The 26,249-nt window shown below is 63.8% G+C and carries 26 protein-coding genes; 21 read left to right on the plus strand and 5 right to left on the minus strand.

Annotated features, from left to right (window positions below; genetic code table 11):
* The first annotated feature begins 3 nt into the window (after positions 1-3).
* The 3 genes from AC3FLX_RS16015 to AC3FLX_RS16025 are packed head-to-tail and all read left to right on the plus strand — an operon-like array spanning position 4 to position 1,893.
* Positions 4-330, plus strand: coding sequence for a YbaB/EbfC family nucleoid-associated protein (locus tag AC3FLX_RS16015; protein WP_019448247.1), 327 nt, complete (start codon positions 4-6; stop codon positions 328-330).
* 40 nt (positions 331-370) lie between these two features.
* Complete coding sequence (recR, locus tag AC3FLX_RS16020; protein ID WP_488698084.1) at positions 371-985, plus strand: recombination mediator RecR; 615 nt, start codon at positions 371-373, stop codon at positions 983-985.
* Positions 986-987: 2 nt separating this feature from the next.
* A complete protein-coding gene (locus AC3FLX_RS16025) occupies positions 988-1,893 on the plus strand; it encodes a LysR family transcriptional regulator (RefSeq protein WP_488698085.1) in 906 nt (301 codons plus the stop codon).
* Between the two features lies 1 nt (position 1,894).
* Here AC3FLX_RS16025 and AC3FLX_RS16030 read toward each other — a convergent pair whose 3' ends face one another.
* Positions 1,895-3,229 (minus strand): GGDEF domain-containing protein, encoded by a 1,335-nt coding sequence (locus tag AC3FLX_RS16030; protein WP_488698087.1) that lies wholly within the window; start codon positions 3,227-3,229, stop codon positions 1,895-1,897.
* Between the two features lie 35 nt (positions 3,230-3,264).
* On the minus strand, positions 3,265-4,023 hold the full coding sequence (locus AC3FLX_RS16035; RefSeq protein ID WP_488698089.1) for a substrate-binding periplasmic protein: 759 nt from the start codon (positions 4,021-4,023) through the stop codon (positions 3,265-3,267).
* A 242-nt stretch (positions 4,024-4,265) separates the two neighbouring features.
* Here AC3FLX_RS16035 and AC3FLX_RS16040 point away from each other — a divergent pair, with 242 nt between their 5' ends.
* The 6 genes from AC3FLX_RS16040 (at position 4,266) to AC3FLX_RS16065 (ending at position 10,513) form a co-directional block, all read left to right on the plus strand.
* Positions 4,266-5,462, plus strand: coding sequence for a CaiB/BaiF CoA transferase family protein (locus AC3FLX_RS16040; RefSeq protein WP_488698091.1), 1,197 nt, complete (start codon positions 4,266-4,268; stop codon positions 5,460-5,462).
* Complete coding sequence (locus AC3FLX_RS16045) at positions 5,459-6,427, plus strand: hydroxymethylglutaryl-CoA lyase (protein ID WP_488698093.1); 969 nt, start codon at positions 5,459-5,461, stop codon at positions 6,425-6,427. The genes AC3FLX_RS16040 and AC3FLX_RS16045 overlap by 4 nt, the downstream gene beginning before the upstream one ends.
* Before the next feature lie 137 nt (positions 6,428-6,564).
* Complete coding sequence (locus AC3FLX_RS16050) at positions 6,565-7,545, plus strand: Bug family tripartite tricarboxylate transporter substrate binding protein (protein WP_488698095.1); 981 nt, start codon at positions 6,565-6,567, stop codon at positions 7,543-7,545.
* 210 nt (positions 7,546-7,755) lie between these two features.
* A complete protein-coding gene (locus AC3FLX_RS16055) occupies positions 7,756-8,799 on the plus strand; it encodes an ABC transporter substrate-binding protein (protein ID WP_488698097.1) in 1,044 nt (347 codons plus the stop codon).
* A gap of 82 nt (positions 8,800-8,881) precedes the next feature.
* Positions 8,882-9,694: an ABC transporter ATP-binding protein gene (locus AC3FLX_RS16060; protein WP_488698099.1), complete on the plus strand. Its 813-nt coding sequence runs from the start codon at positions 8,882-8,884 to the stop codon at positions 9,692-9,694.
* Positions 9,695-9,721: 27 nt separating this feature from the next.
* Entirely contained in the window at positions 9,722-10,513 is a 792-nt protein-coding gene (locus AC3FLX_RS16065; protein WP_488698101.1) for an ABC transporter permease, read from the plus strand.
* 142 nt (positions 10,514-10,655) lie between these two features.
* Here the strand turns inward: AC3FLX_RS16065 and AC3FLX_RS16070 are convergent, their stop codons facing one another.
* On the minus strand, positions 10,656-11,630 hold the full coding sequence (locus AC3FLX_RS16070) for an NADPH:quinone oxidoreductase family protein (protein ID WP_488698103.1): 975 nt from the start codon (positions 11,628-11,630) through the stop codon (positions 10,656-10,658).
* A 227-nt stretch (positions 11,631-11,857) separates the two neighbouring features.
* On the opposite strand from AC3FLX_RS16070, the gene surE reads away from it, so the two are divergent.
* From surE to AC3FLX_RS16095, 5 genes are all read left to right on the plus strand, one after another.
* Positions 11,858-12,610, plus strand: a complete 753-nt coding sequence (gene surE, locus AC3FLX_RS16075; protein WP_488698105.1) for a 5'/3'-nucleotidase SurE — start codon at positions 11,858-11,860, stop codon at positions 12,608-12,610.
* Between the two features lie 106 nt (positions 12,611-12,716).
* A complete protein-coding gene (locus tag AC3FLX_RS16080; RefSeq protein ID WP_488698107.1) occupies positions 12,717-13,622 on the plus strand; it encodes a protein-L-isoaspartate(D-aspartate) O-methyltransferase in 906 nt (301 codons plus the stop codon).
* A gap of 8 nt (positions 13,623-13,630) precedes the next feature.
* Complete coding sequence (locus AC3FLX_RS16085; protein WP_488698109.1) at positions 13,631-14,512, plus strand: peptidoglycan DD-metalloendopeptidase family protein; 882 nt, start codon at positions 13,631-13,633, stop codon at positions 14,510-14,512.
* 6 nt (positions 14,513-14,518) lie between these two features.
* The gene (gene rpoS / locus AC3FLX_RS16090; RefSeq protein ID WP_488698111.1) at positions 14,519-15,685 is read left to right on the plus strand and encodes an RNA polymerase sigma factor RpoS; all 1,167 of its coding nucleotides are present in this window, start codon (positions 14,519-14,521) and stop codon (positions 15,683-15,685) included.
* Positions 15,682-16,518 carry a 3'-5' exonuclease gene (locus AC3FLX_RS16095; RefSeq protein WP_488698113.1) on the plus strand — a complete coding sequence of 279 codons (837 nt, stop codon included), beginning with the start codon at positions 15,682-15,684 and terminating at the stop codon, positions 16,516-16,518. Before rpoS ends, AC3FLX_RS16095 begins: the two co-directional genes overlap by 4 nt.
* Here AC3FLX_RS16095 and AC3FLX_RS16100 read toward each other — a convergent pair.
* The gene (locus AC3FLX_RS16100) at positions 16,515-17,369 is read right to left on the minus strand and encodes an endonuclease/exonuclease/phosphatase family protein (RefSeq protein ID WP_488698115.1); all 855 of its coding nucleotides are present in this window, start codon (positions 17,367-17,369) and stop codon (positions 16,515-16,517) included. The two genes, AC3FLX_RS16095 and AC3FLX_RS16100, sit on opposite strands and share 4 nt — an antisense overlap.
* A 90-nt stretch (positions 17,370-17,459) precedes the next feature.
* On the opposite strand from AC3FLX_RS16100, the gene rlmD reads away from it, so the two are divergent.
* Positions 17,460-18,872, plus strand: a complete 1,413-nt coding sequence (gene rlmD / locus AC3FLX_RS16105; protein WP_488698117.1) for a 23S rRNA (uracil(1939)-C(5))-methyltransferase RlmD — start codon at positions 17,460-17,462, stop codon at positions 18,870-18,872.
* A gap of 72 nt (positions 18,873-18,944) precedes the next feature.
* Here the strand turns inward: rlmD and AC3FLX_RS16110 are convergent, their stop codons facing one another.
* Positions 18,945-19,649 (minus strand): Bax inhibitor-1/YccA family protein, encoded by a 705-nt coding sequence (locus AC3FLX_RS16110; protein ID WP_488698119.1) that lies wholly within the window; start codon positions 19,647-19,649, stop codon positions 18,945-18,947.
* A gap of 339 nt (positions 19,650-19,988) precedes the next feature.
* On the opposite strand from AC3FLX_RS16110, the gene ndk reads away from it, so the two are divergent.
* The 6 genes from ndk to hisS are packed head-to-tail and all read left to right on the plus strand — an operon-like array spanning position 19,989 to position 26,236.
* Positions 19,989-20,414 carry a nucleoside-diphosphate kinase gene (gene ndk / locus AC3FLX_RS16115; RefSeq protein ID WP_066733833.1) on the plus strand — a complete coding sequence of 142 codons (426 nt, stop codon included), beginning with the start codon at positions 19,989-19,991 and terminating at the stop codon, positions 20,412-20,414.
* A gap of 50 nt (positions 20,415-20,464) precedes the next feature.
* Complete coding sequence (rlmN, locus tag AC3FLX_RS16120) at positions 20,465-21,616, plus strand: dual-specificity RNA methyltransferase RlmN (RefSeq protein ID WP_488698121.1); 1,152 nt, start codon at positions 20,465-20,467, stop codon at positions 21,614-21,616.
* Positions 21,613-22,392, plus strand: coding sequence for a type IV pilus biogenesis/stability protein PilW (gene pilW / locus AC3FLX_RS16125; RefSeq protein WP_488698122.1), 780 nt, complete (start codon positions 21,613-21,615; stop codon positions 22,390-22,392). Before rlmN ends, pilW begins: the two co-directional genes overlap by 4 nt.
* Positions 22,385-23,494, plus strand: a complete 1,110-nt coding sequence (locus AC3FLX_RS16130) for a RodZ domain-containing protein (RefSeq protein WP_488698123.1) — start codon at positions 22,385-22,387, stop codon at positions 23,492-23,494. Before pilW ends, AC3FLX_RS16130 begins: the two co-directional genes overlap by 8 nt.
* Positions 23,495-23,542: 48 nt before the next feature.
* Positions 23,543-24,835, plus strand: coding sequence for a flavodoxin-dependent (E)-4-hydroxy-3-methylbut-2-enyl-diphosphate synthase (gene ispG / locus AC3FLX_RS16135; RefSeq protein WP_488698125.1), 1,293 nt, complete (start codon positions 23,543-23,545; stop codon positions 24,833-24,835).
* A gap of 48 nt (positions 24,836-24,883) precedes the next feature.
* Entirely contained in the window at positions 24,884-26,236 is a 1,353-nt protein-coding gene (gene hisS, locus AC3FLX_RS16140; protein ID WP_488698127.1) for a histidine--tRNA ligase, read from the plus strand.
* Positions 26,237-26,249: the final 13 nt, after the last annotated feature.

The following is a 26,249-nucleotide window of genomic DNA, read 5'->3' on the forward strand; positions in this document are numbered from 1 at the left end:
TCCATGATGAAAGGTCAACTGGCCGGGCTGATGAAGCAAGCCCAGCAGATGCAGGAAAACATGAAGAAGATGCAGGAGCAGCTGGCCCAGATCGAGGTCGAGGGCCAGTCCGGCGCCGGTCTCGTGAAGGTGCTCATGACCTGCAAGAACGACGTGAAGCGTGTGACGATCGATCCGAGCCTGCTGGCCGACGACAAGGACCTGCTGGAAGACCTGGTGGCCGCCGCGTTCAACGACGCCGTGCGCAAGGCCGAGGCAACCAGCCAGGAAAAAATGGGTTCGATGACGTCCGGCCTGCCGCTGCCCCCGGGCTTCAAGCTGCCGTTCTGATCGCTGCCCTGATGCTCGGAACGACTCTGGCGGAGCTGTCATGAGAGCGGCCCCGCCCACCTCGCTGCAGGCGCTGATCGAGGCGCTCAAGGTGCTACCCGGCGTGGGGCCGAAATCGGCCCAGCGCATGGCGTATCACTTGCTGCAGCACGACCGCGACGGCGCTCGCAAGCTGGGCGACGCCCTGCGCGGGGCCGCCGATGGCATTCGCCATTGCGAGCGCTGCAATACGTTCACCGAGCAGGAGATCTGCGAGACGTGCCGCGACCCTGACCGCGACGCCTCGCTGCTCTGCGTGGTGGAAACGCCTGCCGACCAGGTCATGATCGAGCAGACGCTGACTTACCGCGGCCAGTATTTCGTGCTGATGGGGCGGCTGTCGCCGCTCGATGGCATCGGCCCGAAGGAAATTCATCTTGATCGCCTGCTGGCGCGCGCCACCGATCCCGAGTACGGCGGCCCGGCCACGGAGGTGATCGTTGCCACTAATTTCACCAGCGAAGGCGAAGCCACCGCGCACTACATCGGCGAAATGCTGAAGGCGCGTGGGCTGAAGGTGTCGCGCCTGGCGCGCGGCGTGCCGGTGGGTGGCGAACTTGAATATGTCGACGCGGGCACCATCGCCCGCGCCGTGATGGACCGCCGCACACTCTGACCATGAACCTGGCGCGCTTCGACCTTGTCACGCTTGGCCTGTTCGTCGCCGTCGCCCGGCAGGGCAGCATCTCCGCTGGCGCGCGGCAGTCGCATCTGGCCGTGGCGGCCGCCAGCAAACGGATTTCTGACCTGGAAACGGCGGTCGGCGCGCCGCTGTTCTTCCGCCATGCGGCCGGGGTGCAGCTGACCGAGGCTGGCCAGGCTTGCTTTCACCACGCGCTGACGATCCTGCAGGACGTGGAGCGTATGGCGGGCGTGATGTCCGACTACGCCTCGGGTGTGCGTGGCCAGGTGCGCGTCTGCGCGAACACGTCGGCGATTACCCAGTTCCTGCCCGACGATCTGGCGCAGTTCATGCGCCAGCATCCGACCATCCGCATCGAACTCGAAGAGCACAACAGCAGCGATATCGTCGCAGCGCTGATGGAAAACCGTGCCGATGTGGGGATCTTTGCCGACCGCACGCCGTGCACCGGGCTGGTCACGGTGGAGTACCGGCAGGATGAACTCGTCATCATCACGCCGCCGGGCCACCCGCTCGCGCAAAACGGGCCGGTGCACTACGCCGATGCGCTCGAATACGACTTTGTCAGCCTGCCGCAGGTGACCTCGCTGGCCGCGCGACTGCTGGAGGAAAGCAGCCGGCTCGAACGCCAGTTCCGCCTGCGTATCCAGGTGCGCAGCTTCGATGCGATGTGCCGCATGGTGATGGCGGGGCTGGGCGTCGGCGTGCTGCCGCGCATCGCGGCCGAACCGCACGTGAAGTCGATGGGTTTGTCTCTGGTGGGATTGCGCGATGCCTGGGCGCGCCGGTCGTTGCTGATCGGCATGCGCGATCCAGCCGGGCTGACGGTTTCGGCAAGGCTGCTGATCACCCATCTTTGCGGCGAACGCGCGCCGTTCTGACCTACGGCGTCGTCACGCCCTCGTCGGCATATTCGACCCGATCCCGCCCGTTTTTCTTGCCACGATATAGCGCCTGATCAGCGCGCGAGATCATGCCGTGGATCGTGTCTCCCGTCTGCACGCTGGCCACGCCAAGGCTCGCCGTCATCGCGCCCGTCACAGGAAAATGCCGCTCCGACACCGTGCGGCGCAGCCGTTCGGCAAACTGCACGGCAGCCTGCGGGCTGGTATCGGGGCAGATGATCAGGAATTCCTCGCCGCCCCAGCGGCCTACGGTATCGGCGTCGCGCGTGGCTTCGAGGATGCGCTCGGCCAGTTCCACCAGTACCCGGTCGCCGATCTGGTGGCCGTGATTGTCATTGATGGATTTGAAGCGGTCCACGTCGATCAGGATGATGGAAAACAGGCTGCCATCCTGGCGATGGCGTTCGAGTTCGCTGATTAGTACGGCGTCGAGGTGGCGGCGGTTGAAGACGCCGGTCAGCTGGTCGGTCTTGGATAGCGCTTCGAGTTGTAAATTTTTCTCGACCAGCTCCGCCTGGGTAGCCTGGATCTGCGCAAACGCTTCGTGGCTGCGCTGGATCGCGGCGCGTACCGTCAGTTCGGCTTCGGTCCGTTCGGCGATGATCAGCTTGAGTTTGCGCAGGACCTGGTTGAACCCGTCGATCACGCTATCGAACTCGGTCCGGCCTAGCCGCGACAGCTCGTCGGGTTCGTCGCCGTGGCTGGAAGCCAGCTGGAACAGCGCGCGCTGCAGATGCTCCAGCGGGCGGAACACCATGCGCAGGCCGAACGTCAGCAGCAGCACCAGCACGACGTCGATGGCGGCCACTTCGGTCACGCCCTGGATCATCGCCTTGCGCAACGCCTTGTGCATGGGGTCGTGTGAAAACCGGATGACGGCGGTGCCGATGGCCTGCTCCCGGCGCGCGGCGTCGATATTGGCCGGCGGATAGATCTGCACCTCGCTCAGCACGTCGTTCGGGCCGGCCGCGGTGCAGGCCGCCCGGCCCGGCGCGGCGGGATGCCCGGCGGTGGCATAGGCCTCCTTGCGGTCGGGCGAGAACATGCAGGCCTCGGAAACTTCTGGATGCACCAGCGTCCCTTCGAGCCGGCTGCGCAGGATGCCGACGTTGAGCGCCCAGGCCGGTTCGGCCAGGCTTTGCCCCAGACCTTCCATGATTTCCGCGCGCGCCCGCTCGAAGCGGTGTTCGAGTTCCTGGTGCAACTGCCATTGGCGATGCGCGGCAAAGGCCCCAAGCGTTGTCGTGGTGACAACGATGAACAGCACGATCATCCTGTTCCGGATCGAATGAACCGGTGGCAGCAGTGGCATGAAGGGCTCGATCCTGAAGGATTCAGGGAAGGATTCTATTCATCCGCCGCCTTGTTGAACAGCAGGCGGAACCGGGCGAGTTCCGGATGCGTTTCCTCGTATTTCTTGCTGAAGCCAATATGGACGGTCTCGGTACGGATATTCAGCACGCGCCTGGACTTGTAGCGCATGCGCTCGGGCAGGCCGCGCGCTTCGAGTGCGACCAGCGCCTCGTTGATGACGGCGCTCGGGTTGACCACGCAGTCGATCTCTCCAACCAGCATCTTCTTGACCAAGTCGTGGAATTCGTGGCCTTCGACGATTTCGATCTTACCTTCGCGGGCAAACTCGAAGAAACGCGGGCCGGGAGCCAGATAGCTGCGCTGGTTGCCGAATTTCAGGCCGGCGAAGTCGTCCGGATAGGTGTGAAAGGTGCGGCCGGCAATCGCGTCGCGGTTGCAGTGCACCGCCACGTCCTCGGAGTAGAACGGCTTCGAATGATTCAGAAACGGCCGTTCCTTGGGTCGATAGTAGACCCCCAGGATGCCCGCGCTGTTGCCGTTGCGGGCCTCTTCCACGGTGCGCGCCCAGGACGCAAAGCGGATCTCGACCTTGAATTCAGGCGGCATCCGCCTGAGTACGCGCTGCAGGTTGTCGATGTACGCGCCTTTGGGCGTGCCGTTTTCCTCGTACGACTGCGGCCGCTGGCCAGCCTCCGAATACAGCACGATGGTGGTGCTCTGCGCGAGCGCAACGGTCGATGCCAGGCAGGCACAGGCGGCGCAGAGAATCCGGCAAAGGCGGGGAAATCGCATGGCGTCGGGGGCCGCTGTGGAGGGTGGCGGGGCGAAACGCCCCTGGGAGTTTGCCCACGAATAACGGCATCGCCGGCGCTGAAGTTGACCCATCCCCCCGTCAGGGTTAGCCCCAATCTTTCGCATTCCGAGAAAACCCGCTTTCCGGAATGCCGATTCCGGATCACCCCGCGCTGTAGCACACTCCGTCGAAACAAAGCCTATTCCCAGATACGGGTCAGATTCACGGAGACACTTCCAACATGGCGCAACAGATTCTCAACGGCATCAAGGTCCTGGAACTGGGCCAGCTGATTGCCGGCCCCTTTGCCGCCAAGACCCTGGCGGACTTCGGCGCGCATGTGGTCAAGGTCGAGCCGCCCGGACAGGGCGATCCGCTGCGCAAATGGCGCATGCTGCACGACGATACCTCGGTCTGGTGGGAAGCCCAGTCGCGCAACAAGGAGTCGATCGCGATCGACCTGCGCCAGCCAGAAGGGCAGGCCCTGGTGCGCAAGCTGGCTGCCGAGGCCGACGTCCTGATCGAAAACTTCCGCCCGGGCACGATGGAAAAGTGGGGCATGGGCTGGGATGTGCTGCACGCGGCCAACCCGAAGCTGATCATGCTGCGCGTGTCGGGCTACGGCCAGACCGGCCCGAAGCGCGACGAACCGGGCTTTGCGGCGGTGGCCGAGGCCATGAGTGGTCTGCGTCACCTGACCGGTGAACCGGGGCGCCCACCGGTGCGCGCCGGACTGTCGCTGGGGGACACCATCGCGGGCCTGCATGGCGCATTGGGCGTGCTGCTGGCGCTCTATGAACGCGATGCGCGCGGCGGCGTCGGCCAGGTCATCGACGTGGCGCTCTACGAGTCGCTGTTCAATCTCAGCGAAAGCCTGCTGCCGGAATACTCCGCGTTTGGCGCCGTGCGCCAGCCGGCGGGTGGCGCGCTGCCCGGTATCGCGCCGTCCAATGCCTATCCATGCGGCTGCGGCGATTACGTGCTGATTGCCGCGAACGGCGATGCGATTTTCAAGCGCCTGATGGCGGCGATGGGGCGCGAGGACCTGGGCGATGACCCGGACCTGGCGCGTAACGACGGCCGCGTGAAGCGCGTGGACGAGATCGATGCCGCGATTGCCGAGTGGACCCGCACGCAGACCGTGGCGTCGGCGCTCGAAGTGCTGCGCGGCGCCGATGTGCCGTCCGGCCGCATCTACACCGTTAAGGACATCGCCGAAGATCCGCACTACCGCGCCCGCGAAGTCATCGAAACGGTGACGTCCGCCAAGGGCCTGAGCGTGGAAGTACCGGGCATCATCCCGAAGCTGTCGGGGAATCCCGGCGCCATCCACGACCGTGCGCCCACGCTGGGCGAGCATACCGACAACGTGCTGGCGCAGGCCGGCTTCGACGCGGCGGCCATTGCCGACCTGCGTGCCCGTGGAGTGATTGCATGAGTACCCAGAACCATCCGCTGGCCGGACCGGCGAAGATCGAAATCAACGAAGTGGCGCCGCGCGACGGCTTGCAGATCGAGCCGTTCGTCGTGCCCACCGAAGGCAAGGTCGCCTTTGTCAACGCGCTGGCCCATTGCGGCTTTGCGCGGATCGAGGCCACGTCGTTCACGTCGGCCCGCGCAATTCCCGCACTGGCCGATGCCGAGGCCGTGATGCATCAGATCGAGCGCGTGCCCGGCGTGCGCTACACGGTGCTGGTGCCGAATCTGCGGGGGCTGGAGCGTGCGCTGTCGTGCCATCCGGACGAAGTGAACCTGGTGATGTCGTCCAGCGAGACGCATAACCGCGCCAATCTGCGCATGACGCGCGAACAGTCGAAGGCGCAATTGCTGGCAATGATCGACGAGGCCGGCAAGGCTGGCGTGCCGGTCAATATCTCGCTGTCCACCGTGTTCGGCTGCCCGTTCGAGGGCGATGTCAGTGAAGCCGATGTCATGGCGCTCGCGCAATCGTTTGCCGATGCCGGCGCGGCTGGCATCACGTTGTGCGACACCACGGGCATGGCCTATCCCAATCAGGTGGCCGCCGTGTGCCAGACGTTCCAGCGCGCGCTGCCGGACGTCGGCCTGACCATCCATCTGCATAACACTCGCGGCATGGGCCTGGCCAATGCCATCGCGGCCTGGCAGACCGGCGTGACGCGCTTCGATGCGGCGGCTGGTGGCCTGGGCGGTTGCCCGTACGCGCCCGGCGCCAGCGGCAATGTCAGTACAGAAGAACTGGTGCATATGTTCGCGTCGATGGGCGTCGATACCGGCGTCGATCTTGCCGCGCTGCTGAACGTGGTGGGTGGTGTTTCAGAACTCGTGCAGCGCGACGTGCCCAGCCAATTGCTGCGCGCCGGCCCGCGCCTGCGCACGCACCAGCCGCCCGCGTGGATGGCCGAGTTTTTTGCGAACGCATAACAAGTAGCGTCGCCACGGTTTTTTTTCTTCCCTCTCCGGTACGCGGAAGAGGGAAGTCGATCGACAGGATTTTCGGTTTTTCGGAATTTCGGTTTTTCGGATTTTCAGGTCCCCTAATAAGACATACGGAGACAACCATGAAACGCAACCTCACCGGCGCCTGCGCCGCGCTGGCCGCTGTCGGCCTGACTTTCGCTGTGACCGCGCAAGCCCAGGACGGCGCCTATCCCAATCGTCCGATCATGCTGGTGGTATCGGCGGCCGCCGGCGGTACTACCGACCTGGCCGCACGGCTGATCTCGGAGCCGCTGTCGAAGGCGCTGGGCCAGTCGGTCGTGGTCGACAACAAGCCGGGTGGCAACGGCACGATCGCCGCGCAGAACGTGCAGCGCGCCAAGCCGGACGGCTACACGCTTCTGGTGCAGTACTCGGGCTACCACGTGATCACGCCGCTGCTGACCAAGACGTCGTGGGACCCGGTCAAGGACTTCCAGCCCGTGGCCAACCTGCTGTCGGCCCCGCAGGTGCTGGTGGTGCGTCCGAGCCTGCCGGTCAAATCGCTCAAGGAACTGGTGGCATACGCCAAGGCCAATCCGAACAAGCTCAACTATGCGTCGTCGGGTAACGGTTCACTGCAGCACGTATCGACCGAACTGCTGAACCAGATGGCCGGCATCCAGATCACGCACGTGCCATACAAGGGCACCGGCCCGGCCATGACCGACCTGCTGGGCGGCAACGTCGACATGACGATCACCACGCCGCCGCCGCTGATGGGCCATATCGCCGCCGGCAAGCTGCGTCCGCTGGTGGTGACCAGCAAGTCGCGCCTGGAAAGCCTCAAGGACGTACCGTCGGCGCCTGAGGCGGGCTACCCCGACCTCGACGTATCGTCGTGGTTTGCGATGTACGCCCCGGCCGGCACGCCCAAGGCCGTGGTGGACAAGCTGACCGCCGAGATCGAGAAGATCATGAAGACCGAAGCCTTCCGCAAGAAGGCCGAAGAGCTGGGCGCCGAAGCGAAGTACATGAACCCGCAGCAGTTGGACCAGTACCAGAAGGCCGAACTGCAACGCTGGGCCAAGGTGATCAAGTCCGCGAACATCCACGCCGAGTAACGGGCGGGCAAGCTGTTTGAAAGGGCGGGGCGGTAGCATCGCCGCCCTGCGCGCTTTCTCTCATTGTGCTGACATTAGGTGTTGATCCCGATGCGGGTTTTGACCGCGTCCGGTAGCATCGCCGGGAGCCGCTTGGGCGGCGTCCCGGCTTTTGTGCGTCGGTACGCCGCGCCCGCATTCAAACAGAAGTAGAAAAGGCAGGAGAGCAATATGTACAACAAACCTTTCTGGAAGCAGTTGCTGATTGCCTTGGCGCTGTTCCTGGCCGGCTGGTTCACGTTCGGCAGCGCCTTTGCACAGGGCAAGCCCGAGAAGACGAAAGTCACCATCGCCGTGGGTGGCAAGAACCTGTTCTACTACCTGCCGCTGACCATTGCCGAGCGGCTGGGCTACTTCAAGGAAGAGGGCCTCGACGTGGAGGTCGTCGACTTTGCCGGCGGCGCCAAGGCGCTGCAGGCAGTGGTGGGCGGCAGCGCCGACGTGGTGTCGGGTGCGTACGAGCACACGATCAATCTGCAGGCCAAGGGCCAGCACTACCAGGAATTCGTGCTGCAGGGCCGTGCGCCGCAGATCGTGCTGGTGACGTCGAACAAGACCATGCCCAACTTCAAGTCGATCGCCGACCTGAAGGGCAAGAAGATCGGCGTGACCGCGCCGGGTTCGTCGACCAACATGATGGCCAACTTCGTGCTGGCCAAGGCCGGCCTGAAGCCGTCCGACGTGTCGTTCATCGGCGTGGGCGCCAGCGCGGGCGCGGTAGCCGCGATGCGCTCGGGCCAGATCGACGCGATGGCCAACCTGGACCCGGTCATCTCGATGCTGACGCAGAAGGACGAGGTGAAGATCGCCTCCGATACGCGCACGCTGAAGGAAACGCAGTCGGTGTTCGGCGGCAACATGCCGTCGGGCTGCCTGTATGCGTCGACCAAGTTCATCGAGCAGAACCCGAACACCACCCAGGCGCTGACCAATGCAATGGTGCGTGCGTTGAAGTGGCTGCAGAAGGCTGGCCCGTCGGACATCGTCAAGACCGTGCCGGAAAGCTACCTGCTGGGTGATCGTGCGCTGTATCTGGCAGCCTGGGACAAGGTCAAGGAAGCGATCTCGCCCGATGGCGTGATGCCGGCCGATGGCCCCAAGACGGCCCTGAACACGCTGCAGCAGTTCGATGCGGACCTCAAGGGCAAGACGATCAAGCTCGACGGCACGTTCACGAACACGTTCGTGCAGAAGGCCAACGCCAAGTACAAGTAAGCATTCCGTCCCTTCGGGGTACCCCATCGCCCGCCGCGCGCACGCCGCCCCGGCGGGCGAAACGTTTCAGAGCCATGCCGTCATGAGCACGCCTGCACTTTCCCTTGAAAACGTGACCTGCACCTTCGTCTCGCGCGAAGACCGCGCGCAGCGTTATACCGCCGTGCGCGATGTCACGATGTCCATCCAGCCCGGCGAATTCCTTTCCGTGGTCGGGCCCACTGGCTGCGGCAAGTCCACGCTGCTGAACGTAGCGGCCGGATTGCTGGAGCCGTCCACCGGCGATGTGCGCGTCTTTGGCGAGCCGCTCAAAGGCATCAACAAGCGCGCCGGCTACATGTTCCAGGCCGAGGCGCTGATGCCGTGGCGCAGCGCGCTGGACAACGTGATCGCGGGCCTGGAATTTCGTGGCATGCCGCGCGCGGAGGCCGAGGCGCAGGGCGAGGAATGGCTGCGCCGCGTGGGTCTGGGCGGGTTTGGCGACCGCTATCCGCACCAGCTCTCGGGCGGCATGCGCAAGCGTGTGAGCCTGGCGCAGACGCTGGTGATGGACCCGGACATCATCCTGATGGATGAACCGTTCTCGGCGCTGGACATCCAGACCCGCCAGCTGATGGAAAACGAAGTGCTCGACCTCTGGGCCGCCAAGCGCAAGGCCGTGCTGTTCATCACGCACGACCTGGACGAAGCCATCGCGATGAGCGACCGCGTGGTGGTGCTGTCGGCGGGACCGGGCACGCATCCGATTGGCGAGTTCACGATCGACCTGCCGCGCCCGCGCGATGTGGCCGAAATCCGCAACCATCCGCGCTTTGTCGAGCTGCACGCCGCCATCTGGGACGTGCTGCGCGAAGAAGTGCTCAAGGGCTATGCGCAGCAGCGCAAGGTGGCCTGATTCAACGGACCGGACAACTACAAGATCATGGCTTTTCGTGCTGATTCCAAAGGCATGCTGCGCGTCTGGCAGCTGCTGCTCCTGGTCATCATCCTGGTCGTGTGGCACATGGCCACGCGCTCCGAGCAGGTGGCGTTTTTCTTTGGCGAACCGCTGATGGTGGCCCAGCGCATCTGGAACTGGTTCATCGTCGAACGCGATATCTACATCCACCTTGGCGTGACGCTGCTGGAAACCGTGCTGGCCTTCGGCATCGGTACCGTGGCCGGGCTGGGCGTCGGTCTGTGGCTGGCGCTGAGCCCGTTCACGTCGGCGGTGCTGGACCCATACGTCAAGGCTGCCAACTCGATGCCGCGCGTGATTCTGGCGCCGATCTTCGCGGTCTGGTTCGGCCTCGGCATCTGGTCGAAGGTGGCGCTGGCCGTGACGCTGGTGTTTTTCATCGTCTTCTTCAACGTCTACCAGGGCGTGAAGGAAGTCAGCCCGGTGGTGCTGGCCAACGCGCGCATGCTCGGCGCCAACAAGCAGCAACTGCTGCGCCACGTGTACCTGCCGAGCGCCACGAGCTGGGTGTTCTCGTCGCTGCATACGTCGGTGGGTCTTGCGTTCGTGGGCGCGGTGGTGGGCGAATACCTCGGTTCCGCGCGCGGTGTGGGCTACCTGATCCTGCAAGCCGAAGGCACGTTCGATATCAACACCGTGTTTGCCGGGATCGTCGTGCTGACGGCGTTCGCGCTGGTGCTGGACTGGATGGTGACGACGGGGGAAAAGCGGCTGATGAAGTGGCAGCCGAAGAGCGGAGAGACGGAGAAGCTTTGATCGTCCGAGTCTGAATCGGAGGGCGGGGGAGAGGCTGCTGAGGTTCAAGCTACGGAAATCGGCAAGCAGCACCGCATTTCCCTCTCCCCGAACTTCTCTCCCGCGCACGGGAGAGAAGGGTAGAGCAAGCGAAGAACGGCGCTTACGGCGTGATCACGATCTTCCCGGTCACCTTCCGTGCTTCCATGTCCTTCAGCGCCTGCGGCGCCTGGTCCAGCGGATACCGTGCGGAGATATGCGGGCGGATCTTGCCTTCCTTCATCCAGCCGAGCATCTGCGCCATATTGGCCTGATTGGCCTTCGGCTCGCGCCGGGCAAAGTCGCCCCAGAACACGCCCACCAGCGACGCGCCCTTGAGCAGCGCAAGGTTCAGCGGCATCTTCGGAATCTCGCCATTGGCGAAACCTACCACCAGGTAGCGGCCGCGCCAGGCGATCGATCGGAACGCCGGTTCGGCATAGATGCCGCCCACCGGATCGTAGATCACGTCCGGGCCCTTGCCGTCCGTCAGGGCCTTGACGCGCTCGCGCAGATCTTCGGTGGTGTAGTTGATCACGGCGTCGGCGCCGTGTTCCTTGCACACGGCGAGCTTTTCATCGGTGGATGCCGCGGCAATCACGCGCGCGCCAATCGCCTTGCCGATTTCGATAGCTGCCAGGCCAACGCCGCCGGCCGCGCCAAGCACCAGCATGGTCTCGCCGGCCTTGAGTTCGCCGCGGTCCACCACTGCATGATGCGACGTTCCGTAGGTCAGCGTGAACGCCGCGGCCACATCGAAGTCGATGCCGGGTGGCATCGGCACCACGGCCTTGGCGGGCGCCTTGGCCTGCGTCGCGAATGCGCCATTGCCCAGGTAGGCAATGACCTTGTCGCCCGGTTTCACATGTGTGACACCCGCGCCAACGGCGTTGACGACGCCGGCCAGTTCGGAACCCGGCGAAAACGGCAGCTCGGGCTTGGCCTGATATTTGTTCTGGATGATGAGCACGTCGGGGAAGTTCACGCCGGCGGCCTTGACGTCGATGACGACTTCGCCTTCGCCCGGCACCAGGTCGGGCAGCGTTTCCAGCGACAGGGAATCGGGCGGGCCCCAGGCTTTGCAAAGTACGGCTTTCATCGTGTCTCCCATGTGTGATGTGATATTGCCGGTGTCTGCGCGGCAGGAACGCGAGGGCGGCCGCGGACAACGTCGGGCAAGTGTATCGCAAGAAAAGCACGATCGTTCTGCTAGAACAAATCGTTGCATGTCACCTATTCGGGCGACGCATGTCTGGCCCGGATTGTCCCCGCTTCGGTGCATCCGTGGTGCCTCCGACGGCCCCTTGCTCAGGTACAATCGCGGCCATGCATATCCTTCTCGCCAACGATGACGGTTACCTTGCGCCGGGACTCGCCGTCCTGCATGCAGCGCTCGCGCCTTTGGCGCGCGTGACCGTGATCGCCCCGGAACAGAATCATAGCGGCGCCTCGAATTCGCTGACCCTGCAGCGTCCGCTTTCCGTCTACGAGGCGCGCGAGGGCGTGCAGAAGGGTTTCCGTTACATCAATGGCACGCCAACCGACTGCGTGCACGTGGCACTGACTGGCCTGCTCGATGATCGGCCAGACCTGGTGGTCTCCGGCATCAACCAGGGCCAGAACATGGGCGAGGACGTGCTGTACTCGGGCACGGTTGCCGCGGCCATCGAAGGCTACCTGTTCGGCATTCCGTCGATTGCGTTTTCCCAGGTTCACCACGGCTGGGAGCATCTGGACGCCGCCGCGCGCGTGGCGCGCGAGATCGTCGAGCACGTGATTGCGAAACCGCCGCGCGAGCCGTTCCTGCTGAACGTCAATATCCCAAACCTGCCGTACGAGCATATCAAGGGGCAGCGCGCCACGCGGCTGGGCAAGCGGCATCCGTCGCAGCCCGTCATCCAGCAGGTGAATCCGCGCGGCGATCCCATTTACTGGATCGGCCCGGCTGGCGACGCGCGCGATGCGAGCGAAGGCACGGACTTCCACGCCACCGCCAATGGCTACGTCTCTCTGACACCGTTGCAGCTGGACCTGACGCATCGCGGCCAGCTCGAACAGATCGAGCAGTGGCTGGGGTGAGCGTGTCATCGCCGCGCGCGCCTCAGTCGTTCAATTGCGATCGCCACGCCTGTGGCGCATCCGATGGCATCGTCGTGATTCCCTTTGTCCTTGCGCCGTACCTGAAATGAGTTCCACGCCGCGCCGATCCCGCTTTCCGCTACCGCTCGATGCGGTGGTTGAACGCAAGCCCGCGCCTGCGCGTACCGCTGGATTACCTGCGGTAGGCAAGCGCGCGGCCGCCGCGCCGGCGCCGGCCACCGCCAAGCCGCGCAAACCTGCCGCGCCACCGGCCGCACCACCCGCGCCGGGTAGCGCCGTGGAGGCGCGTACATCGGCGGCTGCCGCCGGCGGTGGCGGCATGGCGTCGGATCGTGCACGCGCGGCGCTGGCTTCGCGCCTGCGCGCCGGAGGCATTCGTGACGAACGGGTGCTGAGCGCGATTGCAACGGTGCCGCGCCACCTGTTCATGGAGCCGGGATTGGCATCGCAGGCGTATGAAGACGCCGCGCTGCCGATCGGGCATCAGCAGACCATTTCCAAACCGTCGGTCGTGTCTCGCATGATCGAGTTGCTGCGCGAAGGCATGACGCCGGATCAGCCGCTCGAGCGCGTGCTGGAGATCGGCACCGGCTGCGGGTATCAGGCTGCCGTGTTGAGCCTCTGTGCCCAGGAAGTGTTCTCTATCGAACGGATTCGTCCGCTACACGAACAAGCCAAGGCCAACCTGCGCCCGCTGCGCGTGCCGAACATCCGCCTGCATTACGGCGACGGCATGCTGGGTCTGCCGCAGGCGGCGCCTTTCTCGTCGATTATCCTCGCGGCGGCCGGTATGGAAGTGCCGCAAGCCCTGCTGGAACAATTGGCGATCGGCGGGCGTCTGATTGCGCCGGTGGTGACACCTGGCAATGGCGCGGCCGGTCAAACGGTGACGCAGCAGCTGCTGCTGATCGAGCGCCTCAATCGGCATCGATTTCACAGAACCGCGCTTGAAGCCGTTTTCTTTGTGCCCTTAAAATCGGGCACCATCTGAGTCGAACTATGCACAACATCGTGAATCAGAAGAATTTCACACGAGTCGGACAACATCTGAGCATTCTGGCGTGCGCGGCCGTGCTGGCCGCCTGCGCCAATTCCCCAATGCCCGCCCCAGTGGTGGATCGTACTTCCGGCGGCACAGCCCAGCCGGCGGCGGCGTCCACCGAACCGGCACCGCCCGGATACTATCGGGTCAAGCGTGGCGATACGCTTTACCGTATCGCGCTGGAAAACGGCCAGTCGTACCGCGACGTGGCGGCCTGGAACAACATGGCCAATGTGAACCAGATCGAGGTGGGACAGCTGCTGCGCGTGGTGCCGCCGAGCGCCGACGTGAACGCCGCGCCGGGCGTGGCTACGGTGCCGGTGGCGCCGGGCACCGTCCAGTCGCAGCCGATTGACGCGGCGCGCCCCGTGGGTACGCCGATGAGTGCATCTTCCACGCCGCCGGCTGCTGCTCCGGCCGCCGCTGCTGCCCCGGCCGTTGCCGCGGCATCGGGTGCCGCGTCGGCCCCGGCGGGCGACATTCGCCTGGGCTGGCCAGCCAGCGGCCAGTTGATGGGTAAATTTGACGATAAAGGCAACAAAGGCATCGATATTGCCGGCAAGAAAGGCGATGCCGTGCTGGCCGCGGATGAGGGTAGGGTGATTCACGTAGGCCCCTTGCGCGGCTACGGGAATCTTGTCATCATCAAACACAACGACACGTATCTCACCGCCTACGGTTACAACGACAAGGTGCTGGTGGCAGAGCAGTCAACGGTCCGCAAGGGCCAGAAGATTGCCGAAATGGGTAACAGTGATACTGACAGGGTCAAGCTGCATTTCGAGGTTCGAAAGAACGGAAAACCGGTCGATCCGATGCGGTATCTACCGCCACAGTGAGGGTTCATGCCACGCCAGAAAACTGTCTCATCCGGAGTTGTCAGCAGGACCCGTCGTCCCAAGCAGCCGGAAGGAAAGGCTGGTGTGGCAACGCAACCCGATGACGATGTCGCCACCGGAGTGTTCGAGGTGGAAGCCGACCCGGCATCCGACATGGTGCCGGTGGCTGACGAACCTATCGCGCCCGTATCGCGCGCTAGCCGGCGCAATGCCGAGATAAGCGCCGACGACGCCGATCACGACGAAGACGACGAGGAATCCGAGGACGACGAGGAAGAGGGCAGCAGCGAAGCCGCTGCCGAGCCTGACGACTTCCGCACCGTCCTGCATACGGAACTGGCCGCCGATACGGTCCAGCACTATCTCAATCGCATCAGCATCAAGCCGCTGCTCTCCGCGCCCGAGGAACTGCATTTCTCGACGCTGGCCAAGGGCGGCGATTTCTCGGCCCGCCAGGTGATGATCGAGCGCAATCTGCGGCTCGTGGTCAGCATCGCCAAGGGCTACCTGAACCGCGGCGTGCCACTGCTCGACCTGATCGAGGAAGGCAACCTCGGTCTGATGCATGCGATCGAGAAGTTCGATCCGACGCGCGGTTTCCGTTTCTCAACCTATGCCACCTGGTGGATTCGCCAGAGCATCGAGCGCGCGATCATGAATCAGGCGCGCACCGTGCGATTGCCGGTGCACGTCATTCGCGAGCTCAACCAGGTCCTGCGCGCCAAGCGTCATCTTGAAAAAGGTGGCACCGACGGCCGCGACGCCAGCCTCGAGGACATCGCCCACCTGCTCGGCAAGACGCCGGACGAGGTGCAGGACGTGCTGGCACTCAATGAACACACCACCTCGCTGGATACGCCGTTCGATCTCGACCCCGGTTCGAGCCTGCTCGATTTTCTGTCCGACGAACATAACGCCGCGCCCGATCAGGAAGTGGCCCACCGCGAGCTGGAAAACCTGATGAAGCTCTGGCTGGCACGCCTGTCGGAGAAGCATCGCTATGTGGTGGAGCGCCGTTTCGGCCTGAACCACATTGAGCCGGCCACGCTCGAGGAGTTGGCTGAGGAAATGGGTCTGACACGCGAACGCGTGCGCCAGATCCAGCAGGAAGCGCTGGTCAAGCTCAAACGGCATTTCGCTTCGCAAGGTGTACGCAAGGACGCCGTTCTATGACCCCTGTGCTGGTATTCGACATCGAGACGATTCCCGATGTCGACGGCCTGCGCCGTTTGCATGATCATCCCGCAGCAATGAGCGACGCCGAAGTGGCTGAGCATGCCTTTGCTGCGCGTCGAGAAAAAAACGGTTCCGATTTCCTGCCGCACTATCTGCAGCGCGTGGCCGCCATTTCATGCGTGCTGCGCCGCACGCAACGCGATGGCTCGGCAGTATTCCACGTTGGATCATTGGGCACGCTCGAAGATGGCGAGGCCACGCTGATCCAGAAGTTCTATGAACTGATTGCGCGCTACAGCCCGCAACTGGTGTCATGGAATGGCGGTGGCTTCGATCTGCCCGTGCTGCACTATCGTGGCCTGGTCCACGGCGTGGCCGCGCCACGCTACTGGGAGATGGGCGAAGGCCGCGACGAAGACAGCCGCGACTTCAAATGGAACAACTACATCAGCCGCTATCACATGCGGCATCTGGATCTGATGGACCTGCTGGCGATGTATCAGCCGCGCGCCAGCGCGCCGCTCGATGACCTGGCCAAGCTGTGCGGTTTCCCCGGCAAGATGGGCATGGATGGCAGCATGGTCTGGCAGGCGTTCCAGGAAGGCAAGCTGGGCGAGATCCGCGACTACTGCGAGACGGACGTCGTCAACACGTATCTGATGTACTGCCGCTTCCAGTTGATGCGCGGCGGGCTGACGCCGCGCGAGTTCGACATGGAAGTGTCGCTGGTACAGGAAACGCTGGCCGAGCTGCCGGGCGAGCAGTGGATGGAATACCTGCGCGCGTTCAGGCTGCAGCCGATGGCGCCCGAGTCTGAAGAGGACGACTAAAGCGCGAGACTCAGATGGATCGGCTGATGGTCTGACGCATCGGTCTTTCCATTGACCTCGCAGTGCGTCACGTCGCCCAGCAGGTCTTCCGTCACGAACATGAAATCGCAGGCGAATGGTGGCTCAGGCCATTGTTCCTTGTCGTAGAGCGCGCACGTGGGCGCGTGGGCCTGACCCGGATGCGTGAGGCACCAGGCGTCTTTCCAGTTCACCGTGCCATCGGCGTATGGTTCCAGCATGCGCCGATAGGCGACGTCATCGGGCTTGCTGTTGAAGTCGCCGCACAGAATGGCTTGGGTCGGGCGCGGTTCCGGTGTGAAGGGGCCAGGCTTCTTTTCCGACTTGCCAGGGCGGCGCGCATGTTCACACGCTTCCACATGCCATTGGCGTAGCGCATCGGCCTGCGCGGCGCGCTGGAGCTTCGAGTAATACTCGAGATGGGTGCAAATGACGCGCACAGGTTTTGTGCCTGCCGCCACGGTCACCTCCAGCGCCACGCGCGGCATCGACGCCACTTCCGGGTCGGCCGGCCAGGGTAGGGCATGGCGAAAGATCTCGCGTACCGGCAGCCGCGTGGCAATGAGGTTGCCGAACTGGCGTGGTGTGCCATCGCCGTGTGTGCGATCGACCGCCGGCGCGAAGATGATCCGATAACCGGGCAATAGCGCTGTCAGTTCCGCCACCTGATCGCGCTGCGGTTGGCCCGCCATATCGGAGAAACCGCGCGTCACTTCCTGCAGGCAGATGACGTCGGCATCCGCCATGTCGCGGATCGCGTCGACGATGCGGGCCAGATCGACCTTGCCGTCGGCCCCCCGTCCCCACTGAATATTCCACGAAACCAGTTCCATTGCTTCCTCTTACGTGACGGCTTCTTTCGTGACGGCGCGATGACTGGACTACAATCCCGCTTTCGCAAAACAATACGTCAGGTCCCTCCGGTGTCTCAAGCCGTCGTTTCTTCCAAGCCCGAACAAGCGGGCCAGCCGGGTGCCGTGCCCGCCGCATCCGCGCCCGCCGATCCCGTTGTCCGCATTCACAGCCTCGACATGGAGGCACGTGGCGTAGGCCGTCTGGAAAACGAGGACGGCACGCCAGGCAAGGTCATTTTCGTCGAAGGCGCGTTGCCCGGCGAAACGGTCGCCTACAAGAGCTACCGCCGCAAGCCGAGCTATGAGCAGGCACATCTCGTCGAGATTAAACAATCGTCGGTGATGCGCGTAAAGCCGGGTTGCCAGCACTTTGGCGTGTGCGGGGGTTGCTCCATGCAGCATCTCGATGCACGGGCTCAACTGGCGATCAAGCAGCGCATCCTGGAAGACGACCTCTGGCACCTGTCGAAAGTGAAGCCCGACGTGGTCTTCCGCCCGATTGCCGGGCCGGACTGGGGGTATCGCTACCGGGCGCGCCTGACCGTGCGGTACGTTGCAAAGAAGGGCGGGGTGCTGGTGGGCTTTCACGAGCGCAAGAGCAGTTACGTGGCGGACATGACGCGCTGCGAAATTCTGCCGCCGCATGTATCGGCCATGCTGGTGCCGCTGCGCGAACTGGTGGCGGGGCTGTCGATCCGCGACCGCATGCCGCAGATCGAGCTGGCTGTCGGCACTGAGGTGACGGCGCTGGTGCTGCGTATCCTCGAGCCGATCACCGATGCGGACAAGGACTTGCTGCGTGCTTTCGCCGATCAGCATAACGTGCAGTTCTGGCTCCAGCCGAAAGGCCCGGATACGGTCTATCCGTTTTATCCGGCCGAGCAGGAGCTGGCGTACACGCTGCCCGAATTCGGCATTCTCATGCCGTTCAAGCCGACCGACTTCACGCAGGTCAATCACCAGATCAACCGCGTGCTGATCGGCCGTGCACTGCGGCTGCTCGACGCGCAGCCCACTGACCGCCTGCTCGATCTGTTCTGCGGCATCGGAAACTTCACGTTGCCGCTGGCTACGCAGGGTGCATCCGTGATGGGCATCGAAGGTAGCGAGGCGCTGACCACGCGCGCGCTGGCCAATGCGGAGTACAACAAGCTCGCGGAGAAGACTTCGTTTGCCAGTCGCAACCTGTTCGAGGTGACCGCGGACGATATCGCGGCGCTGGGCCGCTTCGATCGCTGGCTGGTGGATCCGCCGCGTGAAGGTGCGCTGGCAGTCTGCAAGGCGCTGGGCGAGCTGAACCAGGCGGGTAGCGACGTGCTGCCGAAGCGAATCGTCTACGTGTCTTGCAGCCCGGCCACGCTGGCGCGTGACGCCGGACTGCTGGTGCACGAGGCTGGGTATCGCTTGAGCGGTGCGGGTGTGGTCAACATGTTCCCGCATACGTCGCATGTGGAATCGATTGCCGTGTTCGACCGCGATTGAACGTCGCTGGATCGCACGCGCCCATGAAAAAAGCCGCCCACAGGCGGCTTTTTCTTTTTCAGCGGGCCGGCGTCAGTCGCGGCTGCCACCGAAGATGCCCAGCAGTGCCAGCAGATTTACGAAGACGTTGTAGACGTCCAGGTAGATCGCCAGCGTGGCGGTGATGTAGTTCGTCTCGCCGCCGTTCACCACGCGCTGCACGTCGATCAGGATAAAGATCGAGAAGATCGCGATGGCGATGACCGACAGGGTGATCATCAGTGCGGGTAGCTGCAGCCAGATGTTGGCGACGCTGGCCAGGATCAGCAGGATCACGCCGACGAACAGGAACTTGGCCAGACCCGAGAAATCGCGCTTGCTGACCGTGGCGATCGTGGCCATTGCGCCGAATACCGCCGCGGTGCCGCCAAACGCGTACATGATCAGCGCGGGGCCGTTCGAGTACGACAGCGTCAGGCTGAGGATGCGCGCCAGCATCAGGCCCATGAAGAACGTGAAGGCCAGCAGCAGTACTACACCCATGCTGCTGTTCTTGGTCTTCTCGATCGCGAACATGAAGCCGAACGCCACCGCCAGGAACAGCAGGGCGGACAGTCCCGGGCTGCCCGCGACCAGGCCGGCAAAGCCGGCGGCCACGCCGATCCACGCGCCAAGCACGGTCGGGATCATCGAGATGGCCAGCAGCCAGTAGGTATTGCGTAGGACCCGGTTGCGGACGGCAACATCGGTGACGCCCGCACTGTTGCCGAATCCGTAAGTATTCAGCTTGTTGTTCATCATGACTCCTGTCATCAGATATTCGTGAGGCGCCGGGCTAACCCGGCAGCACAGCGCCAATGTGGCATCGCGTCAGCGGATTTGCAAGGGGGTTTGTCTTGACAATTACCCGTCGCAGTAGTTGTTTTCCGAAAACTCAGACATTTTGACGGAACTTCTGGGTCTCTGTTCCCGCATTTCACGAATGTAATGTGCGCTAAAAATAACAAAAAAGGGGTTGCACCCGGTTGCGGCATGCGTCTCGCACGTCATGCCGGGTCAAGCTCGAATCCGCCATGCGGTCGTGCTAGAATTGCACGTTTAATCCATTTGTAACCCCTTCATTTTTCGGAGTTTTTCATGGCGATCGAACGCACCCTGTCGATTATCAAGCCGGATGCCGTGGCCAAGAACGTTATCGGCCAGATCTACGCCCGTTTCGAGGCCGCTGGCCTGAAGATCGTTGCTGCCAAGATGGTTCATCTGTCGCGCGGCGAAGCCGAGCAGTTCTACGCGGTGCACAAGGCGCGCCCGTTCTTCAAGGATCTGGTGGACTTCATGGTTTCCGGCCCGGTCATCATCCAGGCACTGGAAGGCGAGAACGCAATCGCCAAGCACCGTGACCTGATGGGTGCCACCGACCCGAAGAAGGCTGAGAAGGGCACGATCCGCGCCGATTTCGCCGACAGCATCGACGCCAACGCCGTGCACGGCTCGGACGCCGCTGAAACGGCTGCCGTGGAAGTGGCTTTCTTCTTCCCGGGTATGAACGTTTACAGCCGCTGATTGTCTCTGACATCACGACTGAACCTGTAGCAACGCTGGAAACTGCCGTCATGAACGATCTCGTCAACCTGCTCGACCTCGACGCGGACGCGCTCACCGCCTATTGCGGAGAGCTCGGCGAGAAGCCGTTCCGTGCGCGGCAGCTGCAACGCTGGATCCACCAGTTCGGTGCCAGCCGCTTCGATGCCATGTCGGATCTTGCCAAGTCGCTGCGCGAAAAACTCGCGACGCGGGCCGAGATCCGTGCGCCTGCCGTCATCACCGACAACCAGTCGGCCGACGGCACGCGCAAATGGCTGATCGACGTCGGTGCCGGTAACGCGGTGGAGACGGTGTACATCCCCGAGGACACGCGCGGTACGCTGTGCGTGTCGTCGCAGGCCGGATGCGCCGTCAACTGCCGGTTCTGTTCGACCGGCAAGCAAGGCTTCTCGCGCAATCTGAGCACGGGCGAGATCATCGGCCAGCTCTGGATGGCCGAGTTCGCCATGCGCGAACGACTGGGCCGCGGCCCCAAGGACGACCGCGTCATCTCCAACGTGGTGATGATGGGTATGGGCGAGCCGCTCCTGAATTACGATGCCGTCGTGCCGGCCATGCGGCTGATGCTCGACGACAACGCGTACGGCCTGTCGCGCCGCCGCGTGACGCTCTCCACGTCCGGCGTGGTGCCGATGATGGACCGTCTGTCCAAGGACCTGCCCGTGGCGCTGGCCGTGTCGCTGCACGCTTCCAACGATGCGCTGCGCGATGTGCTGGTACCGCTGAACCGTAAATATCCGCTGGCCGATCTGATGGCGGCATGCCGCCACTACCTGGAATTCGCGCCGCGAGATTTCATTACCTTTGAATACTGCATGCTCGATGGTGTCAACGACACCGTCGAACACGCGCGGGAACTGCTGAAGCTTGTGGCCGACGTGCCTTGCAAGTTCAACCTGATCCCGTTCAACCCGTTCCCGGAATCGGGGCTGAAGCGCTCGAACAACGAGCAGATCCGCCGCTTCGCTCAGGTGCTGATGGATGCGGGAATTGTCACGACGATCCGCAAGACCCGGGGCGACGACATCGACGCCGCCTGCGGCCAGCTGGCTGGCGAGGTCATGGATCGTACCCGTCTGGCCGAGCGCGGCAAGTTCGGCAAGATCACGCCACTGGTTCCGGTGGTTGCCGGCGCCGCTCGGGAGGCCCGTCCTGCATGACCCGTCTGCTTGTCGCTGCCCTGTCAGGGCTGTTGATGCTGTCCGCCTGCACGCTGCCCGCCGGGCCCACGCAGGACATCAAGACCGCTTCCGACCAGACTGCCGTGGACAAGCGCACCGCGCTTCGGCTGCGCCTGGCCACGCAGTATCTGGAAGCGCGCCAGTATCCGGTGGCGCTTGATGAGGTGAAGCAGGCTATCGCCATCGATCCCTCGAATGTCGATGCCTATCACGTTCGCGCCCTGATCTACATGGGCATGAACGAGAACGCGCTGGCCGAGGACAGTTTCCGCACCGCGCTGGGCATGCGTTCGGGCGATCCGGATATTCTGAACAACTATGGCTGGTTCCAGTGCCAGACCGGCCGCTACGCCGAGGGCAAGGCCACGCTGCAGCGCGCGGTGCAGACACCTTCGGCCAACGGGCCGATCAAGCCGTTGACGAACCTCGGCGTATGCGAAATGCGGAACGGGAAGTTGGCCGAAGCGGAAAAAAATCTGCAAACGGCCTACGGATACGACCGAAATGATCCGTCAGTGCTCATGAACCTCGCGCAACTGTATTTCCAGGGCGGGGACTTGGGACAAGCCCGGCAATTCGCTGGCCGTATCAACGGCAGTCGCTTTGCCACCGCGCAATCCCTCTGGCTGGGTGCGCGCATTGCCCACCGCCAGGGCGATACCAAGACGCAGGGCGCGATGATCGCGGAACTGCGTAACCGTTTCCCCGATTCGCGCGAGCTGACCGCATACGAGAGAGGAGCTTGGGATGAATGAACAAGAGCGCGCCGGTAGCCAGGCCGCAACGCAAGTTGCCGGCGGCGCGACAGACTCCGACCGCGAGGCAGTGGCCCGCGAAATCGGGGCGCAACTGAAAGAGGGTCGTGAGGCACAGCGCCTGTCGCTGGAAGATGTCGGAGCGCGCCTGAAGGTCGCACCGAACAAGCTCGTGGCGATCGAGGCGGGCGACGTGTCCAGCCTGACGGACGTGACGTTTGCAAAAGGCGTGATGCGCGCCTATGCGCGCACGCTGCAGATCAATATCGACGGGTTGCTCGGCCAGTATCATGCCCAGGCCCAGGCGACTCCTGTGACAGGCATCACGCGCCGTCACGAAGGCGCACTCAACCAGACGTTCGACGATCGCAAGCGTTTCGGCTCCAAGGGCTCGGGCGGTGCAGGTGGCCGCTGGCTGTGGCTGGTCTGCGTTATCGCGCTTGTGGGTGCGGGGGTTTATTTCGGATACGACCATGCCAAGGCATGGCTCGAAGCCCATAACAAGGCCGCGGAGGAAACCGCGGCAGCCGAGAAGCCGGCCGAGAAACCGGTGGAAGAGGGCGCCACGCAGAGCAATGGCGACGGCACGGTGTCTGCCGCGCTGCCCCCGGTGATGGCCGGCAATGATTCTCCGGCGCCGTCCGAGGCAGCACCGGCTGAACCGGCCAAGCCTGCTCAGGCACAGACATCGGCACAGGCTCCCGCAACGGCGGCGCCGACTACATCCACGGGCATGCCGCTGGCAACCGGTGGCGCAGTGGGATTGCCGCAGGAAACACGCGCATCCGCGCCCGCAACGGTGTCCCAGGCAGCTCCAGCACCGGCCGCCACGGCACCGGCGGCGCCTGCCGCGTCGGGCGATGGCGCCGTGCAGATCCGCTTTGCCTCGGACAGCTGGTATGAAGTACGCGACCGCACCGGCAAGGTCATCCTGGGCGGTACGGCCAAGGCCGGCGACGCCGTGGCCGGCAGCGGCGCGGGTGGTCCCTACAAGGTCGTGCTCGGCAACGTAAAGGGCGTTGAGTCCCTGGCGCACAATGGTGTGCCGGTGAACTTCAAGGCCGCCGACCGGAACAATGTGGCGCGCCTGACCCTGCAGTAATGCTGCCGGGCAGCGCAATCAGCCATGCCATTTGAAGGTGGTAACGCAATGCACCAGAAAGCTTCCCAACCCGTAATTCCGGGTCCGCTGCCACGCCGCGTGTCGCGCCAGGCCAGCGTCGTGTGGGGCGACAACATCGTAACGATCGGCGGCGGCGCACCGGTGCGCGTGCAGTCGATGACCAATACGGATACGGTCGACGCGATCGGCACCGCTATCCAGATCAAGGATCTGGCGCGTGCAGGCTCGGAGATCGTCCGCATCACGGTGAACACCCCCGAGGCTGCCGCCGCCGTGCCGGCGATCCGCGAGCAGTTGGACCGCATGGGCGTCAATGTGCCGCTGGTCGGTGATTTTCACTACAACGGCCATACGCTGCTGCACGACTATCCGGAATGCGCGCAGGCACTGTCGAAGTACCGGATCAACCCGGGCAATGTCGGCAAGGGTGCCAAGCGCGACAAGCAGTTCGCCGAAATGATTGAAATGGCGTGCCGCTACAACAAGCCGGTGCGCATCGGCGTGAATTGGGGCAGCCTGGATCAGGACCTGCTCGCGCGTGTCATGGACGAAAACGCCCAGCGCGCCGAGCCGTGGCCTGCGCAGAGCGTGATGGTGGAAGCGCTGATTACGTCGGCGATCGAATCGGCACAGAAGGCCGAGGAAATCGGTCTGGCCGGTAACCAGATCATCCTGTCGTGCAAGGTGTCGCAGGTACAGGAACTGGTGGCGGTGTACCGCGAGCTGTCGCGCCGTTGCGAATACGCGCTGCACCTGGGCTTGACCGAGGCCGGCATGGGCAGCAAGGGTATCGTCGCATCGACGGCCGCGCTGTCGGTGCTGCTGCAGGAGGGCATCGGTGACACAGTCCGTATTTCGCTGACGCCGGAACCGGGCGCGCCGCGCGAGAAGGAAGTCTACGTCGGCCAGGAAATCCTGCAGACGATGGGCCTGCGTAATTTCACGCCGATGGTGATCGCATGCCCAGGCTGCGGTCGCACCACGAGCACGACGTTTCAGGAGCTTGCCGCCAGCATCCAGGGCTATCTGCGCGAGCAGATGCCGGTCTGGAAGAACGAGTATCCGGGCGTGGAAGAGATGGACGTGGCCGTGATGGGTTGCATCGTGAACGGGCCTGGCGAAAGCAAGCACGCCAACATCGGCATTTCGCTGCCCGGTTCGGGCGAATCGCCGGCCGCGCCGGTGTTCGTCGATGGCGTGAAGGTCAAGACGCTGCGCGGCGAGAATATTGCCCAGGAATTCCAGGCGATCGTGGACGAATACGTCCGCACGCACTACGGCCCGGGCGCAAAGCAGGCAAAACAGGAAGCAGTGGCCTGAGCGCAGGGGCGCCAGGTCGGCAGCAGCACCGGTATCACGAAGAGAACAATGAGCGAAGACAAGACGAAGGCCGATAAGGCACTGCAGGGTGTGAAGGGCATGAACGACATGCTGCCCGCCGACGCCCCGCTGTGGGAAATGTTTGATAACGCCGCACGCAGCATGCTGCGTGCCTATGGCTACCAGCAGATCCGCACGCCGATCGTCGAACATACGCAGCTCTTCGTGCGCGGTATTGGCGAGGTGACCGACATCGTCGAGAAGGAAATGTATTCCTTCACCGATGCCCTGAACGGTGAAAACCTGACACTTCGCCCGGAAGGCACGGCGGCTGCCGTGCGTGCCACGATCGAACACAACCTGCTGTACGACGGCCCGAAGCGCCTGTGGTACACGGGTCCGATGTTCCGCCATGAAAGGCCGCAGCGCGGCCGCTATCGCCAGTTTCATCAGCTCGGCGCCGAGGCTCTGGGCTTTGCCGGCCCGGACGTGGATGCCGAAATCATCCTGATGTGCCAGCGCCTGTGGGACGACCTGGGTCTGGTCGGCGTACGCCTTGAACTGAATTCGCTGGGCCAGGCGCATGAGCGCGCCGCGCACCGTGATGAACTGATCAAGTACCTGGAAGGCTTCAAGGACATCCTCGACGAGGATAGCAAGCGCCGGCTGTACACCAACCCGCTGCGCGTGCTGGATACGAAGAATCCCGCGCTGCAGGAAATGGCCGCCAACGCGCCGAAGCTGATCGACTTCCTGGGCGAAGAGTCGCTGGCCCACTTCGAAGGCGTGCAACGGATCCTGAAGGCGAACAACATCCCGTTCAAGATCAACCCGCGCCTGGTGCGTGGCCTGGACTACTACAACCTGACGGTGTTCGAGTGGATCACCGACAAGCTTGGTGCCCAGGGCACGATCGCCGGCGGTGGCCGCTACGATCCGCTGATCCAGCAGATGGGTGGCAAGTCGGCACCGGCCTGCGGCTGGGCTATGGGTATCGAGCGCATCATTGAGCTGCTGCGCGAGGAAAAGCTTGTGCCTGAGGCACCGGGCTGCGATGTCTATATGGTTCATCAGGGCCAGGCCGCCGGCGAGCAGGCGATGATCGCCGCCGAACGGCTGCGCGATGCCGGGCTCGACGTGGTCTTGCACGCTACGCCGGACGGCAAGAGCGGCAGCTTCAAGTCGCAGATGAAGCGCGCCGACGGGAGTGGCGCATCCTTTGCCGTTATCATTGGCGACGATGAAATCGCCGCGGGCACGGTGCAGGTCAAGCAGCTGCGCAGCGGCAATGCGGCCGAAGGCGGTCCTCAGACCAGTGTGCCGGCCGAAAGCGTCGTCGACTTCATCATCGACCGGATGGTCGATGAAATCGAATCCGACGACGAGGACGACGAGCAATAAGCTCACCGTCAGA

The organism is Cupriavidus sp. 291-E7, assembly GCF_057798835.1.